We start from the raw sequence: 17,043 nt of genomic DNA, 5'->3' as shown, positions 1-17,043 counted from the left end.
AGGGTTGCGTGCCCTAAACGGAGCCGATCATTGCTTATCTACGTCGTCAGACACGGCCAGACCGACTGGAACGCAGAACGTCGCCTGCAAGGCCAGAAGGACATTCCGCTCAATGCCGTCGGCAGAGCCCAGGCTTGGCAGAACGGCATCGATCTTAAAGAAATCCTAAAGATCGAAGCAATCCCTTTCGAATTCGTCGCAAGCCCGCTGGCGCGCACCCGCGCCACGATGGAAATCATGCGCGAGGCGATGGGTCTGCCATCGAAAGATTATCGAACCGACGAGCGCCTGGTCGAAGTTTCCTTCGGTGATTGGGAAGGCTTCACCATCAAGGAATTGAAGGTCACAGCCAGCGACCGCGTCACCGAACGCAACCTCAACAAATGGGATTTCATCCCGCCGGGGGATGACGCGGAAAGCTATGAAATAATGTCGTGGCGCGTGGGATCTTGGCTGAATTCTGTCGACAAACCCACGGTTTGCGTCACGCACGGCGGGGTCATCCGCGCGCTTTTCAGAACAATTGCCTCCTGGCCCAAGGACGAGGCCGCCGAAGGTGAAATTCCACAGGACCGCATTCTGAAGGTCAATCGGGACAATGGACTGATCGGCTGGGTCTAGGCCTCACTATTGGACGATATCGAGATCGTTGATGACGCGTTTTCCATCCACCTCGGTGTAGAAGACGATAACCTTCACGCCCGCCTTCAGTCCCTCGAAATTGAATTCTTCCGGTGCCTGGTAGGTCTTTCCGTCATCTAGCGTGAGGCTAAGGTTGGTCATATCGACCTTCTTGATCGTCGCCTCGACGTCCGCGCTCTCTGCAAATCCGCTGATCGGCGACAAGAAACTAGCAGTGGCCATAAGCGTAGCTACTACGAAGCGCATGACAACAATTCCTCGAAAACACGACTCGATAATCCAACTGCGTACAGATAACCTCCCGAATATGGCGAAATTTGCCCTGAAGAATGACCTGGCACGCCAAATTGGTGAAGAGTATTTTAACAATAACGGCATCGCTTCGCTAATTGCATTTCAAGTACGTTTCGATGTTTGGCAGAGGTATTGGCGGGCAATCGTAAATTAACTGCTTCTATCTACAGTCGCCCCGAACATGGGAGACTGGGTTTTGCTATTCCGCCTTAAAGACAGCAACACATTGCGGCGCGTCTTCAGGAATACCCGTCTCGCCTTCCTGATTTCCGGGCTTGTTGCAATTGCTGTGGTCATCGTCGGCCTCGGGCTGGACCGCGCCAATACTGCCGCTCATCGGCGTGAACTGACGATTCGAACAGAAAACGAAGTCAGTTTGATCCGGGCGCGGATGATCGCGCAGATCAACATGGACATCACCGTCGTCCGCGACCTGGCCAACATGGTGGCGGTCAATTCGAGCGTGAATGCCGAGGAGATGGAGCGGCAGATCAACTGGCTGCTCATCCAGAACCCCCACTTCCTGAATATTGCCGTCGCACCGGATTTCATCGTCGGCGCCGTCTATCCGCCACAGGCCGGGAAAGGACGAATCGGGAAAGACGTTCGCGAGATTCTTGCCCCGCGTCAGTTGGTGATGCGCACCACGGGCGACCAGCAGGCGCGCTTCTATGGACCGATCGCTGCAGGCGATGGCGCGGAGGCGTTCGCGATCTTCTTTCCCGTTTTCGTAAAAGAAAATGGGCAACGTCGGGTCTGGGGCGCAGTCGAAGTCACGATCGACGCGGACATGTTCTATCAGAATACCGGCTTGCAGCCGGCGCGCAACAGCGAGAATCAGGAGAAATATCCGCACCTCGATCACCTCTCGATCGCCGTGCGCGACCTCTCCAAGGCAGACTCGGCCACGCCCTTCTTCGGCGCACGGGATCTGCCCGAACAGCAATCGATAACGCGAAAGGTCGCTTTTGCCGGCGGGCGCTGGCAGATTGCGGCAGTCCCGAAGGCGGGCTGGAACGCCATTCCCGAGAACCAGTCAGCGCTTCGCCTGATCATCGCCGCTGCCGCCTTTCTCACGATCATCCCGGTCTTCTTTGCGACCCTGCTGTTCGGCGAGCGCAATCGCAATATTGTGCAACTCAGGGCACGCGAGGCGACGCTGGTCAAGCTGTCGCAGCGCCTCAATCTGGCATTGGAATCATCGAATATCGGCATATGGGAACTGCATGAGCACGGCCACACCCTGTACTGGGATGCCCGGGCCGCAGCACTCCATGGCAAACCCGCGGAAGACGGCAGTCATTCGCTGGAAGACTGGCTGGCTACGATCGTCGCCGAAGACCGGCACATCGCGGAAGTACACTTTTTCAACTACCACGTCGCCGGTTCCGCCTATGAAACACAATACCGGGTCGCAGCCGAAGGCGACACCGTCCGACACCTGCGCTCCATCGGCTCCTTCTACACAGACGCGGCAGGCGACGAAAAGACCATCGGCATCGTCTGGGACGTCACAGCCGACGCGGAAGCGGCCGAAGTCCTGCGTAAGGCAAAGGATGTCAGCGACGTGAAGAATGCCGAGTTGGAGATGGCGCTGGACAAACTGTCACGACGCGAGGCCGAGCTTTCCGAGCTCTCCGGCAAGCTCGATCTGGCGCTCGACTCCTATCAATGCGGAATCTGGGAAGCGACGATCGGGGACGAGGGCTCCATGTGGGACGAGCGAATGCACGAGCTCTACGGGCTAACGCCCAGAGCTGGCTTCATGACCGAACCGGTCTGGCTTTCCTGCATTCTGCCTGAAGATCGCACCTTGGCCCTCGAAAGTGCCCGCCATTTCAAACAGCTCGGTGACACTCATACGCTGATCTGTCGCGTTCCGACCAAGGACGGCTCGATCCGCTACGTTCGCTCGACGGGCAAGGTTCACCAGACCCCGAGCGGTCACCAGAAGATCATCGGCGTTGCATTCGATGTCACCGAGGATGCGCTGATGACCGCGCAGCTCAAGGCAGCCAAGGACGAGGCGATCGCCAAGAATATCGAGCTTGAGCTTGCCAAGAACCGCATCGAGCACAACTCGCTGCACGACCCACTGACGGCGCTCGCCAACCGCCGAAAACTTGATATGGCACTTGAGAGGCTGACGCTCGACGGCCGGAACGAGCGGCGGAAATTCGCAATCCTCCACATCGACCTCGACAGGTTCAAGGAGATCAACGACACACTCGGCCATGCAGCCGGCGATGCGATGCTGATCCATGCGTCGCGCGTGCTGTCGAGGAACCTGCGCGGAGACGACCTCGTCGCGCGTATCGGTGGCGATGAATTCGTAATCCTGGCGCAAAACGCCAGCGATGTGGATATGTCTGCCCTTGCTGGCCGGATTATCGAGCAGATGCGCCAGCCGATCGACTTCGAGGGTTTTGCCTGCCGTTGCGGCGTCTCCATCGGGATCGCGGTTGCCAATGGTGTGCACGTCGATGCTCGTAAGGTGCTGATCAATGCCGACATCGCTCTCTACCGCGCCAAGAGTCAGGGGCGGAACCGCTACGAATTCTTCAATCACAATCTCCAGGCCGACATCATCAACAACAAGCGCCTAGCCGACGAAATTCTTGCGGGTATCGAGAACGGGGAGTTTACCGCGTGGTATCAACCGCAGTTCTCAGCACGCACGATGCAACTCATCGGCGTCGAAGCCCTGGTTCGCTGGCAGCATTCGTCCCGGGGACTGCTGACGCCGGACAAATTCCTGAAGATCGCCGACGAGATCAACGTCGTGCAAACGCTTGACCGCATCGTTCTCGACACCGCGCTGAAGGACAAGATGCGGTGGGCGGCAAGGGGCATTTCCGTTCCGAAGATCTCGGTCAACGTTTCGGCGCGACGGCTGCATGACGAAACCCTCGCAGAATCATTGAGGGGCCTGCAGATCCGCCCCGGCGAGCTTTCCTTTGAACTGGTCGAGTCTATCTTTCTTGACGAGAGCGAGGATGTGGCCGCTCATAACCTCGATCGGATCAAGGCGCTTGGGATCGACATCGAGATTGATGATTTCGGCACCGGTCATACCTCGATCGTCAGCCTCCTCAAGCTGAAGCCGAAGCGGCTCAAGATCGACCGACAGCTGGTTCAACCGGCGATGAATTCGCCGCAGGAGCGCGCGCTTGTCAGCTCGATTATCGACATCGCCCGCTCACTCGGTGTCGAAACGGTGGCGGAAGGCGTCGAAACGGCGGCGCATGCTGCCCTCCTCAACGAACTCGGCTGCGACCTCCTGCAGGGTTACGCATTCTCCCCCCCGCTTTCTTTCGAGGACTTCGCACAAATGGCGGAAGGAAGTTCCTGGCGTATCGCCTCCTGACACCATCATCTACACTGAGCGGAAACACGATTTCCTTTCGTTGTTGGTTTCGAGCAAAGAAAGGCTTTTGCCGCTGCGTTTTTTTGGCCTATGAGTGTCGCGCATTTTTAGATGAAGGACGCCACCGGTGATGACCGGTCGGCGTGATCCGGTCGGGACACATGTCGCACAATACATTCGGTCATCTCTTCCGCATAACCACCTGGGGTGAGAGCCACGGACCGGCGCTCGGCTGCGTCGTCGACGGCTGCCCCCCCGGTCTGCGCTTCAAACTCGATGACATTCAGGTCTGGCTCGACAAGCGAAAGCCCGGCCAGTCGCGCTTTGTGACGCAGCGTCGCGAGGCCGATCTGGTCAAGGTTCTGTCCGGCGTCATGCCGGACACCGATGGCGAGACGATGATCACGACTGGCACGCCGATCTCGATGATGATCGAGAACACCGACCAGCGCTCCAAGGATTACGGCGAGATCGCACGACAGTACCGACCTGGTCATGCCGACTACACCTACGATGTAAAGTACGGCATTCGCGACTACCGCGGCGGCGGCCGCTCCTCGGCTCGCGAAACAGCAGCACGCGTTGCGGCCGGCGGCATTGCTCGCCTTGTCGTGCCGGGCGTCAAGGTACGCGGCGCTCTGGTGCAGATCGGCAAACACAAGATCAACCGCCAGAACTGGGACTGGGATCAGGTTGACCAAAATCCGTTTTTCGCGCCTGATGCCGCGATCGTTCCCGTGTGGGAAGAATATCTCGATGGCATCCGCAAGAACGGCTCTTCGATCGGCGCTGTCGTCGAGGTGGTAGCCGAAGGCGTTCCGGCAGGTCTCGGCGCCCCTATCTATGGTAAGCTCGACCAGGATATTGCCTCGCTGCTCATGTCGATCAACGCCGTCAAGGGCGTTGAAATCGGCAACGGCTTCGAAGCCGCCGAGATCACCGGCGAGGAAAACGCAGACGAGATGCGCATGGGTAATGACGGCAAGCCCTTGTTCCTGTCGAACAAGGCCGGCGGCATTCTCGGCGGTATCTCGACCGGCCAGCCTGTCATCGCGCGTTTTGCTATCAAGCCGACGTCGTCAATCCTGACCGAGCGTCAGTCCATCGATGCCGACGGCAACAATGTCGATATTCGCACCAAGGGACGGCACGATCCGTGCGTCGGCATTCGTGCCGTGCCGATCGGCGAGGCAATGGTCGCCTGCGCCATCGCCGACCACTATCTCCGTGACCGCGGCCAGACCGGCCGACTGAAATAGGAACACTGACATGCCTTACGATCAAAAGCGCGTCGTCGATGCAATCCGAGCCTTCGAGGCCGGCGAAATCGTCGTGGTGATGGATGACGACGACCGCGAGAACGAAGGCGACCTTATCGTTGCGGCTGTTCACTGCACCGCGGAGAAGATGGCGTTTATCGTGCGTCATACCTCCGGCATCGTCTGCACGCCGATGCCGAAGGATGAGGCCCGCCGGCTCAACCTGAATGCGATGGTTGCCGAAAACGATTCGGCCCATACGACCGCCTTCACCGTTTCCGTCGATTTCAAACATGGCACAACGACGGGCATTTCCGCCGATGATCGCACGCTGACTGTTCGCAATCTGGCGAACCCCAATGTCGGCCCGGCAGATTTCGTCCGTCCTGGCCACATCTTCCCTCTCGTCGCCCGCGAGGGCGGCGTGCTGATGCGCTCCGGCCATACGGAAGCCGCCGTTGATCTCTGCAAGCTTGCCGGGCTGCCACCAGTCGGCGTGATCTGCGAGCTGGTCAATGACGACGGCACCGTTACGCGTGGCCCGCAGGTAGTCGACTTTGCGGCAAAACACGGGCTGAAGCTCGTCTCAGTCGCCGATCTCATCGCCTATCGCCAGCGTAAGGAAACCTTGATCGAACTCGGAGCCAGCTTCGAAATCGAAACGCCTTTTGGCAAGGCCAAGGCCCATACCTACTCTCTCCCCTGGGATCCAATGCAGCACCTCGCCGTCGTCTTTGGCGACATTCGCGATGGCATTGACATTCCCGTCCGCCTGCACCCGGAAAACGTCGCGGAGGACCTCTTTGGGAAACGCAGCCCGGTCGACCACTACATGCAGAAGATCGCCGAGGAGGGCCGCGGCATAATTGTGTATCTCCGCGAAGGCTCCGTCGGTGTGGGCCATTACGACAACGGCCGCAAGACGCGCAGCCAGGGCCGCGAATCCCACGCGGAAGCCAAGAGCCGCGAAAGCGAATGGCTGGAGATTGGTCTCGGTGCGCAGATCCTCAAGGACCTCGGCGTCAGCTCCATCAAGCTGCTTACCAGCCGCGAGCGCCACTACGTCGGCCTCGAGGGCTTCGGGATCAAAATCACCAATACCGAGATTTGCTAAGCCCGCCATCCATCGAGATAGGTGACCTTCTCGACGCCAGAAAACCGCGCGAGGCGCTGCAGCTCGGCGTCGAGACGATCCAGTCGCCCGGCTGAAGCCTTCACGCCCGGCTCCAGCCATAGCCGCTTGACGTCCAGTGTTCCGCGCTTGCGATCGGCCTTCATGTCGATGCGACCGATCAGCTTGTCGCCTTCCAGAAGCGGGAAAACATAGTAGCCGTATTCGCGCTTCGGCTCTGGGACGAATACCTCGATACGATAGAAGAAACCGAAGAGGCGTTCAGTGCGATTGCGGTCGCGGATCATCGGATCGAAGGGGCTGAGCACGCGAACGCGCGGCGGCGCCTCGGGATAGTCCTGAACGCTCGCGAGCAGATCCGGGAAGGCCCAAGACGCACGTGGTTTGTCGCCAAGCGCCGGCTTGACGAAAACCTCGATCAACTCGTCGCGATGCTCGTTGACCCAGGTTTTTGCTTCATCGGGCGACAGCAGATCCCAGAAAGCGGCAATCTCCCCATGCGTGGCAAAGCCCAGCCGCGTCAGCGCGCTGCGGCAGGCCCAGTCGACAAACTCCTCACGACTGACCTGGGGCTCGCGGAATTGCGCCGGGATGACGCGCTCGACCAGATCATAGATCTTCTGGAAATTTGAACGGCCGGCGATCGCGAACTTGCCCGTATGCCAGAAATACTCCAGTGCCGTCTTGTTCGGGTGCCAGTTCCACCAGCCGCCGGAAACGTGGCCATCCGCCTTGATCTCGCGCGCCATGATCGCGCCGTCGCGGACGACCCGCTCATAGGTCTCATCGAAGGCATGCTCAAAGCCCTCGCCGCGCCATTTGCGCCAGCGCTCCATGATGGCGTCTTCCTCGTGACGGAACTTGTGCTTCCAATATTTGAAGAATGCGCTGGGAAGGATGGAGGCGTCATGCGTCCAGTGCTCGAAGAGCGAGCCTTCTTTCTCCAGCAGTGCCGTCAGGTGCTCGCGCTTGTAGGTCTGGTTGCGGGAAAACAGGATCTGGTGATGCGCCCGCTCCACCGTCTGGATGCTGTCCACCTGAACGAAACCGAGTTCGTGGATGAGTTCCAGCAGGCCGGCCTTCGTCAGCGCCTTGTTCGGCGGCGCGCTCAGGCCCTGCTTGGCGAGGAATATGCGGCGAGCATCGGAATTCGAAATGAGATTCGTCATAGCGCAATCATAGGCCGGAAAATGTTCCTAGCCACCCGATAAGTTTGAGGGGACGGTCAGCTTAAGGAGGAACCAGTATTCATGCGAGATTTTGAGCTTTCAAAGTGCGAAATTCGTTATAGAACGGCCTCTCAATTCACGAGGAGCCAGGTGGATATACGTTTCGAAGGCGCGGGGGTCAGCTATGGTGCGCACGTCGCATTGGCACCGGTCACGCTGCAACTCACTGAAAAGCGCATCGGCATCATCGGCCTCAATGGCTCGGGCAAGACGACTTTTGCGCGCCTCATCAACGGCCTGACCAAGCCGAGCGTTGGGCGCGTGATCGTCAACGGGCGCGATACGACCGACGCCAAGGCGATCCTTACCAATGTCGGCTTCATCTTCCAGTCCCCGCAAAACCAGATCATTCTGCCGGTCGTGCGCGACGACATCGCCTTCGGGCTGAAGAGCCGCGGCTTCAAGCCGGCGGAAATCGCGGCGAAGGTGGAGGCGGTCTTGCAGCGTTTCAACGCCGCCCATCTAGCCGAGCGCCGGGCGCACGAGCTTTCGGGCGGGGAACTCCAACTCGCAGCCCTTTGCTCCGTGCTCGCCACCGGACCCGACATTCTCATCCTGGACGAGCCGACCAACCAGTTGGACCTCAAGAACCGCGCTCTCGTGCAGAGGCTGTTAGAAAGTCTTCCCGAGAACGCGATCGTCATCAGCCACGATCTGGAGTTGGTCGCCAACTACGAACGCGTGCTGGTTTTTCATGGAGGCAATCTCGTTGCCGACGCGCCTGCCGGAGAAGCGATCCGTTGCTACAGGGAGATTGCCAGCGGATGAAGTCGCTTTTCGTTGAGGGCAACAGCACCATGCATCGCGTTTCGGCTCGCGCCAAGCTGCTTGCGCTTGCCGCTTTAGGCGTCGCGCTCTTCCTTTCGACGAATCTCCTGCTGCTTGTCCTGGCCGCGCTCGCGACGGCCGTAATTTACTTCAGCATCGGCCTTCCGAGACGATCCGCGGCTGCGCGGCTGATGCCGGTCTTCCTGACGATCCTAACCGTGGCGTTGTTCAGTCTGGCGTTCAATCCGTGGCATGTTGCGGTCGTTGCCCTGCTGCGCCTGACGGCATTGATGCTGTTTGCTGCTGCCGTGACCGCGACGACCACGATCGCGCAGTTCATCGACGAGATTACGCTGCTTGCCCGGCTGCCGGAGCGCCTCGGCCTTCTGCGGGCCGACGATGTCGGCCTCGCCGTGGGACTTGTCGTCCGCTTTGTACCCGAGATTCTCGATCGATACCGTGCCATTCGCGAGGCCCACGCTGCGCGCGGCATAAAGCTTCGGCCGACGACCGTGCTCGTGCCGCTGATCATTCTGACGCTGAGGGATGCGGATAACATTGCCGCGGCAATTGACGCGCGCGGCGTTCGGCGGCATGTCAATTGAGAACTCGCCAACAGGAGCCTTGCATGAGCACTCGCGACCTCGTACTCTCCGCCCTCTTCGCGGCCATAATCGTCGCGCTTGGCATTCTGCCGCCGATCACGCTCGGCTTCATTCCGGTGCCGATTACGGCGCAGTCGCTCGGCGTAATGATGGCCGGCGTGGTACTCGGCGCCCGCCGTGGCACGATCGCTGTCCTGATCGTTCTCTTACTTGTAGCGATTGGCCTTCCGGTGCTTTCCGGCGGCCGTGGCGGGCTTGCGGCCTTCGCCGCTCCGACAACCGGGTTTCTGATCGGCTGGGTGGTGGCGGCTTTCGTCACTGGCTATCTCAGTGAGCGGCTGGTGAAGGCCGAGCAATCGGCGCTGGTGCAAACGGTTGGCTTCTTTTTCGCCGCGATGATCGGCGGCATCGGTGTGCTCTACGCCTGCGGCATCGTCTATCTGGCGTTCGCCGCCCAGCTTGGCCTTTCCAAGGCTTTCCTTGGCTCGATGGCGTTTATCCCCGGTGACGTCGTCAAGGCGTTCGTTGCGGCCCTTGTCGGCCGCGCGGTGATGGTCGGTTATCCGCTACTGCCGGTGCGCAGCTAATCGACGAAACCGTAAAGCCAGTCACGCGTGAGTTCGGGAAGCGGAACTGGCGAGCGATCTTCACGCGAGCGCGCCTGCCAGATGATTTCGACCTCGGCAGCGCGCTCGTCGCCAATGTCGGCCGAAATGATGAAGCCAACCGAACGCACGCCGATCTTGTCGACCGACGCCGTGAAGAGGACACGTTCGTCGTAGTGCATTGGCCGATGAAGGATGCAAGTCACCTTGCTGGCGATGTAAAGCGGTTCGTCCTGCAACCGTGGCCTAGACGACCAGAAGGTGGCCAGCACGGACTCGGCATAGGAAATATAAGACCCCAAAAATACCTGGCCGCTCATGTCGACATCGCGAAACGGCACATTCATCTCAACGGTGCGCGTGACCTCGTTCATTGATCTTTTTACCAATTTCCCCTCCCCTGAGACTAGCCGCGAGGCCGACCGAAGTAAACGGGAGGACCGGTGCGAGGAGCAAGGGGCGTGCGCTTGTTGAAATCGCCGCGTTGAGCCCCATCTGCTGTGGATCATAACGGGAGGGAAAGATAGAGTGATCCCATGAGCACCCGCCTTTACGAGCACCCGATTTTCCTAGAACACGTGACGCCCGCCGGCCATCCCGAGCGGTCGGACCGGCTGCGGGCGATCAACGTAGCTCTGGAACATCCGAACTTTGCCGGGCTTGATCGCAAGCGTGCGCCGCAGGCGGCAGAAGAAGCCGTGCTTCTTGCCCATCCCGAAGAACACCTGCTTTCGGTGCTCCGTCAGGTGCCGGAAGAGGATGGCGAGATCAATCAACTCGAAGCCGATACCTATGCCAGCAGGAAGAGCTTCGAAGCGGCGCTGACGGGAATCGGCGGCGCAATGGCTGCTGTCGATGACGTCTTCACCGGCAAGGCGGACAACGTCTTCGTTGCGGGCCGGCCCCCTGGCCACCATGCCGAAAAAACAGCGGCGATGGGCTTCTGTTTCTTCAACAATGCCGCCATTGCCGCCCGCCATGCGCAGAGGGTCTATGGCGCGGAGCGCGTGGCAATCGTCGACTGGGACGTACACCACGGCAATGGTACGCAGGACATCTTCTGGGACGACCCTTCGGTGCTCTTTTGCTCCACGCACCAGATGCCGCTTTACCCCGGCACCGGAGCGAAAGAGGAGAGCGGCAAGCACGGCACGATCGTCAACGCGCCGCTCTCGCCCAATGTCGGCAGCGATCACTTCCGTGAGGCGTTCAAATCGCGGGTTTTGCCGGCACTCTTCGACTTCCGCCCGGACCTGATCATCATCTCCGCCGGCTTCGATGCGCACCACCGTGATCCGCTGGCGCAGATCAATCTCGTCGGAGAGGATTTCGACTGGGCGACCGGGCGATTGCTCGAGGTGGCCGACCAAAGTGCTGCAAACCGGGTCGTCAGCCTGCTGGAAGGCGGCTATGATCTCGAAGGCCTCGCCGAGTCGGCTGGCCTGCATATTCTTAGAATGATGAAGGGTTGAGTATGACTGACAGCGCCAAGCCGGAGGTTTCCGGTCTTTCCTTCGAGAAGGCTGTTGCCGAACTCGAAAGCATCGTGGCCCGACTGGAACGCGGCGACGTGGCGCTGGACGAATCGATCGAGATCTACGAGCGCGGCGAAGCGCTGAAGAAGCATTGCGAAACGCTACTTTCGGCCGCCGAAAACCGCATCGAGAAGATCCGCCTCGACCGCGCCGGCAAGCCGCAGGGCGTCGAGCCCCTGGACGGCGCATAAGCAAAACTCCAGCCAAACCGTTATCATCCTGAAAAGAGCGTGGCTGTTCGGGCGATAAGTTTTCCTGGTCCGCCATCATCAATCGGGCTAGCGTAGAACCAATGCTCATCGGAGATCTGCGATGTCCTTTTTCCCCGGTAAAGACCCTCTGCCCGGCGACGCTTTCAGCTGTGACGCGATCGAAAATCTCATCATTCCGCGCACCAGTGACATCGGCGGTTTCGAGGTGCGGCGAGCGCTGCCGACGCGACAGCGGCGGTTGGTCGGGCCGTTCATCTTCTTCGACCGCATGGGGCCGGCGATCCTGAAGCCGAACGAGGCCCTCGATGTGCGGCCGCATCCGCATATCGGGCTTTCGACGGTGACTTACCTGTTCGACGGCGAGATCCGGCACCGGGACAGCCTAGGCACCGAGAAGGTCATCCGCCCTGGCGACATCAACTTAATGACGGCAGGACGCGGCATCGTCCATTCGGAGCGCACGCCAGACAATTTGCGTGGCCATCCGCTGTTGATGTCTGGCCTTCAGACCTGGCTTGCGCTGCCCGATGACAAAGAGGAGATCGACCCCTCCTTTGCGCATACCGAAAAGAGTGACATGCCAGTCATCGACGAACGCGGGGTGCGCGGGCGCGTCGTCATCGGATCGTTCGAGGGAATGTCATCGCCGGTGAAGGTGTTCTCGGACACTCTCTATGCCGATGTCAGTCTGGAACCCGGCGTGAAGTTTCCCTTCGCGGCGGGCCACGAAGAACGGGCCGCCTACGTGCTATCAGGCGAAGTGGTGATATCCGGCGATAGATTTTCCGCCGATCAGCTGCTGGTTTTCCACCCCGGCGATGCGATCACGCTCGAAGCCGGCAGCAAGGGATGTCATCTGATGTTGTTCGGCGGAGCGGCGCTGAACTCGAAACGCTACATCTGGTGGAACTTCGTTTCCTCCTCTAAAGAGCGCATCGAAAAGGCAAAGGAAGAGTGGCGAACTGGCAGGTTTGACATTGTTCCGGGGGACGAAGAGGAATTCATACCTTTGCCAGAAGGCTGAACTCCTTTAGAGAGGAATTTCAGCCGTTCTTGAAATCGACTTTTTTCACCGCAATTTATGGCTTAAAGGCATCCTGCCCAAGAAAGACAAGAAAGAGCGCCCACCCGTGACACAACCGCCGAAGACGCCGCTGCTGGACAAGGTTTCCTATCCAGCCGACCTCCGAAAGCTGGAGGATCGCGACTTGCCCCAGCTTGCGCGCGAGGTTCGGGATGAAATGATCGATGCGGTATCCCGCACCGGCGGTCATCTTGGCGCCGGCCTTGGCGTGGTGGAATTGACGATTGCGATCCATAGCGTCTTCAACACGCCCGATGATCGGCTGATCTTCGATGTCGGGCACCAGTGCTATCCTCACAAGATTCTGACCGGACGTCGCGATCGTATCCGTACGCTGCGACAGGAGGGCGGTCTTTCGGGCTTCACGCGGCGCGCGGAAAGCGAATACGATCCCTTCGGCGCCGCGCATTCCTCGACGTCGATCTCCGCTGGCCTCGGCATGGCGGTTGCTTCCGAACTCGACAAGACCGACCGCCGCGTGATTGCCGTGATCGGCGACGGCGCGATGTCGGCCGGCATGGCCTACGAGGCCTTGAACAACGCGGGTGCGCTCGACGCCCGGCTGATTGTCATCCTCAACGACAACGACATGTCGATTGCGCCGCCCACCGGCGCGATGAGCGCCTATCTCGCGCGCCTCGCGTCCGGGCGCACCTATATGGGCTTCCGGGATTTCGGCAAGAAGCTGACGGCCTATCTCGGCAAGAACGTCGACCGCGCCATCACCCGCGCTGTCGAACATGCGCGGGGCTACGTGACCGGCGGGACCATGTTCGAGGAGATGGGTTTCTACCACATCGGCCCGATTGACGGTCACTCCTTCGAACATCTGCTGCCAGTGCTGCGCAATGTCAGGGACAACGCGAACGGCCCGGTGCTGATCCATGTCGTGACGCAGAAGGGCAAGGGCTATGCGCCAGCCGAAGCTGCGGCCGACAAGTATCATGGCGTCAACAAGTTCGACGTCATCACCGGCGCGCAGGCGAAGGTGAAGCCGAACGCACCGAGCTACACAAGCGTATTCGCCGAAGCGCTGGTACAGGAAGCCGAGCTCGACGACAAGATCGTCGGCATCACCGCCGCCATGCCGAACGGGACCGGCCTTGACAAGCTTGCAAGCGTCTTCCCGTCGCGGTGTTTCGATGTCGGCATCGCCGAGCAGCATGCGGTGACGTTTGCCGCCGGCCTAGCTGCCGAAGGTTTCAAGCCGTTTGCCGCTCTTTACTCAACCTTCCTGCAGCGCGCCTATGACCAGGTAGTGCACGACGTTGCGATCCAGGGCCTGCCGGTTCGCTTCCCGATCGATCGTGCCGGTTTTGTCGGTGCCGACGGGCCGACCCATGCAGGATCGTTTGATACGACGTTTTTGGCGACACTGCCCGGCTTCGTAGTCATGGCAGCGGCCGATGAGGCCGAACTGAAGCACATGGTGCGAACGGCGGCGGCCTACGATGCCGGTCCAATTTCATTCCGATATCCACGTGGCGAAGGCGTCGGCATTGAGATGCCGGTGCGCGGCGAGATCCTGCAGATCGGCAAGGGCCGCATCGTCAAGGAAGGCGCGAAGGTAGCACTGCTGTCCTTCGGCACACGCCTGGCCGACTGTCTGCTTGCCGCCGAAGATCTTGATGCAGCGGGTCTTTCAACGACGGTTGCCGATGCGCGCTTTGCCAAGCCGCTGGATCATGATCTGATCCGCCAGCTTGCCCGCCACCACGAAATCCTGATCACCGTCGAGGAAGGTGCTGTCGGCGGCTTCGGCAGCCAGGTCATGCAATTCCTGGCCACGGACGGTCTGCTGGACAATGGCCTGAAGATCCGCTCGCTTGTTATGCCCGATATCTGGATGGAACAGGCAAAACCTGAGGTAATGAACGCCCATGCCGGGCTCGACCGCGCTGGGATCGTTTCGACCGTCTTCAAGGTGCTCGGACGTCCGGCAGCCTTTGGTGTCGGCGCGACCGGCTAACCCGATCACCTTCATCAAACTGGAAAGGCCCCGGAAACCGGGGCCTTCTTTGGTTTGTTCCGTGCCTTCAGCTCAAAATTCCGTCCAGTCTTCCTGAACAGCGGCGGCCGTTGCAGCCTTGCCGCCAAAGGCCTTGGCGACGGTGCGCGTCAGAGCGCGAGCCGGCGAAGCTACGGGGCGCGACGCCGCACCGGCAACCGCAGCCTTCGGTGCGTCGGTGCGTGCACGGCCGAGATTGAACTGAGCTAGCAGATCGTCGAGAGCTGCTGCCTCTTGCGCGAGTGAGTGGCTGGCCGCCGTCTGCTCTTCGACCATGGCCGCATTCTGCTGTGTGCCCTGATCCATGTTATTGACGGCCGTGTTGATTTCCTGCAGTCCAATCGACTGCTCCCGCGTTGCGGTCACAATTGCACTGACGTGCTTGTTGATCTCCTGCACGGCACCGACAATCTCTGCGAGCGCCTTGCCAGTTTCGTCGACGAGCGACACACCGGCATTGACCTGCGTGCCCGAGGTGTTGATCAGCGCCTTGATCTCCTTTGCGGCATTCGCGGAGCGCTGAGCCAACTCGCGGACTTCTTGCGCCACGACAGCAAACCCCTTGCCCGCCTCACCTGCACGGGCTGCTTCGACACCTGCATTCAGCGCCAACAGGTTGGTCTGGAAGGCGATGTCATCGATCACACCGATGATGTTGCTGATCTCACCGGACGATTTCTCGATTTCCTGCATAGCAGAGACGGCCTTGCGGACGACGTCGCCGGACTTTTCGGCGCCGAGGCGCGTGCGCTCGACAAGTTGACCGACATCCTCGGCGCGCTTGGCGGAGTCGCGAACGGTCGTGGTAACCTCTTCGAGCGCTGCCGCGGTTTGCTCGACGGCAGCAGCCTGCTGTTCGGTGCGGCGTGCAAGGTCGTCGGCAGCCGAGCGGATTTCACCGGCGCCGGCATTGATGGCGGATGCATTACGGCCGACGGACTGAAGCGCGCCCTGCAGCTTCTCGACGGCGTTGTTAAAGTCGTTGCGCAAGCGATCGAATTGCGATGAGAACGGCGTCGTGATGCGAACGGCGACATTGCCGTTGGCGAGATCCGACAAACCGCCGGCAAGGCCTTCGATCGCGAAGCGAAGTTCGGCTTCCTCACGCGCCTTCTGTTCGTCGCTCATCTGGCGTTGACGCTCGGCATCGCTGCGCATGCGATCCGTTTCATCGGAGAGGCGAAGCTTCTCAATGGCCGCGTCCTTGAAGACCAGAACCGACTGCGCCATGCGGCCAACCTCGTCCTTTCGGTCCAGGGCCGGAACGTCGATATTGATCTCGCCGCCTGAAAGGCGACCCATCGCCGAGGTCATGCCGACGATCGGCCGGACGATGCTGCGCGACAGCATCCAGGCAAGCAGGACGGCAGCAAGGCCAGCGGCGACACCACCGACTAGCAGCGTGGTGGTGAGATCGCTGCTGGCGTCCGCCTGAATGGCAGCAAGGGCGTCTGAGTCTTCGCGGGCAGCAGCCTTGATCTTGGCGGACGCCTGGCGGAAGCCATCGAGCTGGCCCTTGGTTTCGTTGACACCGATCTTGACAATCTGGTCGACCGGCATGTCGGTTTCCTTGCGAGCCTTGGACTGCGGCTCGGCAAGCTCATGGAAATAGAGATCAGCAGCCTTCTGCATGCCATCGATCTGCTGGATGAATTCGCTCTTACCGGCTGCGGTTTCGCGTGCCGCAGCGATCGCCTTCAGCATGCGCTCGCGGTTGGCAAAGATGTCGCCATAGGTGCTGTCGCTGCGGAAAAGCAGGAATCCCCGCAGGTTTACCGCCTGTTCGAGCATGGCTTGCAGGGCGTCATCGATCTGATTGACCAAACGCTCGGATTTCTTCTGACGCTCGGAAGCGGCCGCAACGGCGCCTGCTTTCGAGTAGACAAAGGCGGAAACGGACAGAAAGATAAGGATCAGCACTGCGAATGTCGCAGCGAGCTTACCATTTAGGGACATGCGGCTAGCAAACATCAGTCAATCTCTCCTGACGGCCCACGGCCATGGGGAAACGGCACGCCAAGGCATGCCCGAAAAATTCGGCGGATGGGAACATGATCGGCAAATTGGGGAGGAAGCCATCATGGCGGGGAAGCGGCCTCACGAGCCACTGCAATCCGCCCGACCCTATGGCGGCAGACTTTAAATTTGCTTAAGGTTGTGCGACGCGGCATCGTTCTCTTTGCTGAGCGGCTGCGAGGTAGTTCAACTCTAAATTACCAGCCGGATCTTCACTTTTCTTCCGAGGGTGTATCAGGCCATTGGGAGAGTGTTTATGCGTGTCCTTATTGGGGTTACCGCGATAA

The 17,043-nt window shown here is 60.0% G+C and carries 15 protein-coding genes; 11 read left to right on the top strand and 4 right to left on the bottom strand.

From position 1 onward, the window contains the following. The first annotated feature begins 30 nt into the window (after positions 1 to 30). Positions 31 to 621: a histidine phosphatase family protein gene (locus BN77_RS08645; protein ID WP_007530625.1), complete on the top strand. Its 591-nt coding sequence runs from the start codon at positions 31 to 33 to the stop codon at positions 619 to 621. 6 nt (positions 622 to 627) lie between these two features. On the opposite strand, the gene BN77_RS08640 is transcribed toward BN77_RS08645, so the two are convergent. Next, on the bottom strand, positions 628 to 888 hold the full coding sequence (locus BN77_RS08640; protein ID WP_007530622.1) for a DUF1344 domain-containing protein: 261 nt from the start codon (positions 886 to 888) through the stop codon (positions 628 to 630). Positions 889 to 1,132: 244 nt separating this feature from the next. Between BN77_RS08640 and BN77_RS08630 the strand changes: the two genes are divergently transcribed. The 3 genes from BN77_RS08630 to ribB all read left to right on the top strand — a co-directional run bounded on the left by BN77_RS08630 (position 1,133) and on the right by ribB (position 6,676). After that, entirely contained in the window at positions 1,133 to 4,303 is a 3,171-nt protein-coding gene (locus tag BN77_RS08630) for a bifunctional diguanylate cyclase/phosphodiesterase (protein WP_007530620.1), read from the top strand. Positions 4,304 to 4,464: 161 nt separating this feature from the next. Continuing rightward, on the top strand, positions 4,465 to 5,562 hold the full coding sequence (aroC, locus tag BN77_RS08625; protein WP_007530617.1) for a chorismate synthase: 1,098 nt from the start codon (positions 4,465 to 4,467) through the stop codon (positions 5,560 to 5,562). A gap of 10 nt (positions 5,563 to 5,572) precedes the next feature. Continuing rightward, positions 5,573 to 6,676, top strand: coding sequence for a 3,4-dihydroxy-2-butanone-4-phosphate synthase (gene ribB / locus BN77_RS08620; RefSeq protein ID WP_007530614.1), 1,104 nt, complete (start codon positions 5,573 to 5,575; stop codon positions 6,674 to 6,676). On the opposite strand, the gene BN77_RS08615 is transcribed toward ribB, so the two are convergent. Then, positions 6,673 to 7,863: a winged helix-turn-helix domain-containing protein gene (locus tag BN77_RS08615; RefSeq protein ID WP_007530612.1), complete on the bottom strand. Its 1,191-nt coding sequence runs from the start codon at positions 7,861 to 7,863 to the stop codon at positions 6,673 to 6,675. The genes ribB and BN77_RS08615 overlap by 4 nt on opposite strands. A 150-nt stretch (positions 7,864 to 8,013) precedes the next feature. Between BN77_RS08615 and BN77_RS08610 the strand changes: the two genes are divergently transcribed. From BN77_RS08610 to BN77_RS08600, 3 genes are read left to right on the top strand one after another with little or no spacing between them, the layout of a single operon-like run. Next, positions 8,014 to 8,691: an energy-coupling factor ABC transporter ATP-binding protein gene (locus tag BN77_RS08610; protein WP_007530610.1), complete on the top strand. Its 678-nt coding sequence runs from the start codon at positions 8,014 to 8,016 to the stop codon at positions 8,689 to 8,691. Continuing rightward, entirely contained in the window at positions 8,688 to 9,296 is a 609-nt protein-coding gene (locus BN77_RS08605; protein WP_007530608.1) for a CbiQ family ECF transporter T component, read from the top strand. Before BN77_RS08610 ends, BN77_RS08605 begins: the two co-directional genes overlap by 4 nt. Before the next feature lie 23 nt (positions 9,297 to 9,319). Then, on the top strand, positions 9,320 to 9,883 hold the full coding sequence (locus BN77_RS08600; RefSeq protein WP_007530606.1) for a biotin transporter BioY: 564 nt from the start codon (positions 9,320 to 9,322) through the stop codon (positions 9,881 to 9,883). Here the strand turns inward: BN77_RS08600 and BN77_RS08595 are convergent. Continuing rightward, positions 9,880 to 10,275, bottom strand: a complete 396-nt coding sequence (locus tag BN77_RS08595) for an acyl-CoA thioesterase (protein ID WP_007530604.1) — start codon at positions 10,273 to 10,275, stop codon at positions 9,880 to 9,882. The genes BN77_RS08600 and BN77_RS08595 overlap by 4 nt on opposite strands. Before the next feature lie 162 nt (positions 10,276 to 10,437). On the opposite strand from BN77_RS08595, the gene BN77_RS08590 reads away from it, so the two are divergent. The 4 genes from BN77_RS08590 (at position 10,438) to dxs (ending at position 14,701) form a co-directional block, all read left to right on the top strand. Then, entirely contained in the window at positions 10,438 to 11,373 is a 936-nt protein-coding gene (locus BN77_RS08590; RefSeq protein WP_007530602.1) for a histone deacetylase family protein, read from the top strand. 2 nt (positions 11,374 to 11,375) lie between these two features. After that, positions 11,376 to 11,627, top strand: a complete 252-nt coding sequence (locus BN77_RS08585) for an exodeoxyribonuclease VII small subunit (protein ID WP_003545921.1) — start codon at positions 11,376 to 11,378, stop codon at positions 11,625 to 11,627. A gap of 121 nt (positions 11,628 to 11,748) precedes the next feature. Further along, positions 11,749 to 12,672, top strand: coding sequence for a pirin family protein (locus BN77_RS08580; RefSeq protein ID WP_007530581.1), 924 nt, complete (start codon positions 11,749 to 11,751; stop codon positions 12,670 to 12,672). A 106-nt stretch (positions 12,673 to 12,778) separates the two neighbouring features. Continuing rightward, positions 12,779 to 14,701: a 1-deoxy-D-xylulose-5-phosphate synthase gene (gene dxs / locus BN77_RS08575; protein ID WP_007530578.1), complete on the top strand. Its 1,923-nt coding sequence runs from the start codon at positions 12,779 to 12,781 to the stop codon at positions 14,699 to 14,701. Between the two features lie 72 nt (positions 14,702 to 14,773). Here the strand turns inward: dxs and BN77_RS08570 are convergent, their stop codons facing one another. Further along, positions 14,774 to 16,711 carry a methyl-accepting chemotaxis protein gene (locus BN77_RS08570; protein WP_007530575.1) on the bottom strand — a complete coding sequence of 646 codons (1,938 nt, stop codon included), beginning with the start codon at positions 16,709 to 16,711 and terminating at the stop codon, positions 14,774 to 14,776. Positions 16,712 to 17,043 lie beyond the last annotated feature (332 nt).

The sequence above is a fragment of the Rhizobium mesoamericanum STM3625 genome, assembly GCF_000312665.1.
Taxonomy (GTDB): domain Bacteria; phylum Pseudomonadota; class Alphaproteobacteria; order Rhizobiales; family Rhizobiaceae; genus Rhizobium; species Rhizobium mesoamericanum.
The sequence above is the reverse complement of the archived record's forward strand: the minus strand, read 5'-3'. Positions and strand labels throughout refer to the sequence as shown.

What these genes read in the sequence shown, in the direction of transcription:
- BN77_RS08605 (WP_007530608.1), top strand. Translation starts at nt 8,688, where the DNA reads ATGAAGTCGCTTTTCGTTGAGGGCAACAGCACCATGCATCGCGTTTCG.
- BN77_RS08570 (WP_007530575.1), bottom strand. Translation starts at nt 16,711, where the DNA reads ATGTTTGCTAGCCGCATGTCCCTAAATGGTAAGCTCGCTGCGACATTC.
- BN77_RS08615 (WP_007530612.1), bottom strand. Translation starts at nt 7,863, where the DNA reads ATGACGAATCTCATTTCGAATTCCGATGCTCGCCGCATATTCCTCGCC.
- ribB (WP_007530614.1), top strand. Translation starts at nt 5,573, where the DNA reads ATGCCTTACGATCAAAAGCGCGTCGTCGATGCAATCCGAGCCTTCGAG.
- BN77_RS08580 (WP_007530581.1), top strand. Translation starts at nt 11,749, where the DNA reads ATGTCCTTTTTCCCCGGTAAAGACCCTCTGCCCGGCGACGCTTTCAGC.
- BN77_RS08640 (WP_007530622.1), bottom strand. Translation starts at nt 888, where the DNA reads ATGCGCTTCGTAGTAGCTACGCTTATGGCCACTGCTAGTTTCTTGTCG.
- BN77_RS08600 (WP_007530606.1), top strand. Translation starts at nt 9,320, where the DNA reads ATGAGCACTCGCGACCTCGTACTCTCCGCCCTCTTCGCGGCCATAATC.
- BN77_RS08585 (WP_003545921.1), top strand. Translation starts at nt 11,376, where the DNA reads ATGACTGACAGCGCCAAGCCGGAGGTTTCCGGTCTTTCCTTCGAGAAG.
- BN77_RS08590 (WP_007530602.1), top strand. Translation starts at nt 10,438, where the DNA reads ATGAGCACCCGCCTTTACGAGCACCCGATTTTCCTAGAACACGTGACG.
- BN77_RS08595 (WP_007530604.1), bottom strand. Translation starts at nt 10,275, where the DNA reads ATGAACGAGGTCACGCGCACCGTTGAGATGAATGTGCCGTTTCGCGAT.
- aroC (WP_007530617.1), top strand. Translation starts at nt 4,465, where the DNA reads ATGTCGCACAATACATTCGGTCATCTCTTCCGCATAACCACCTGGGGT.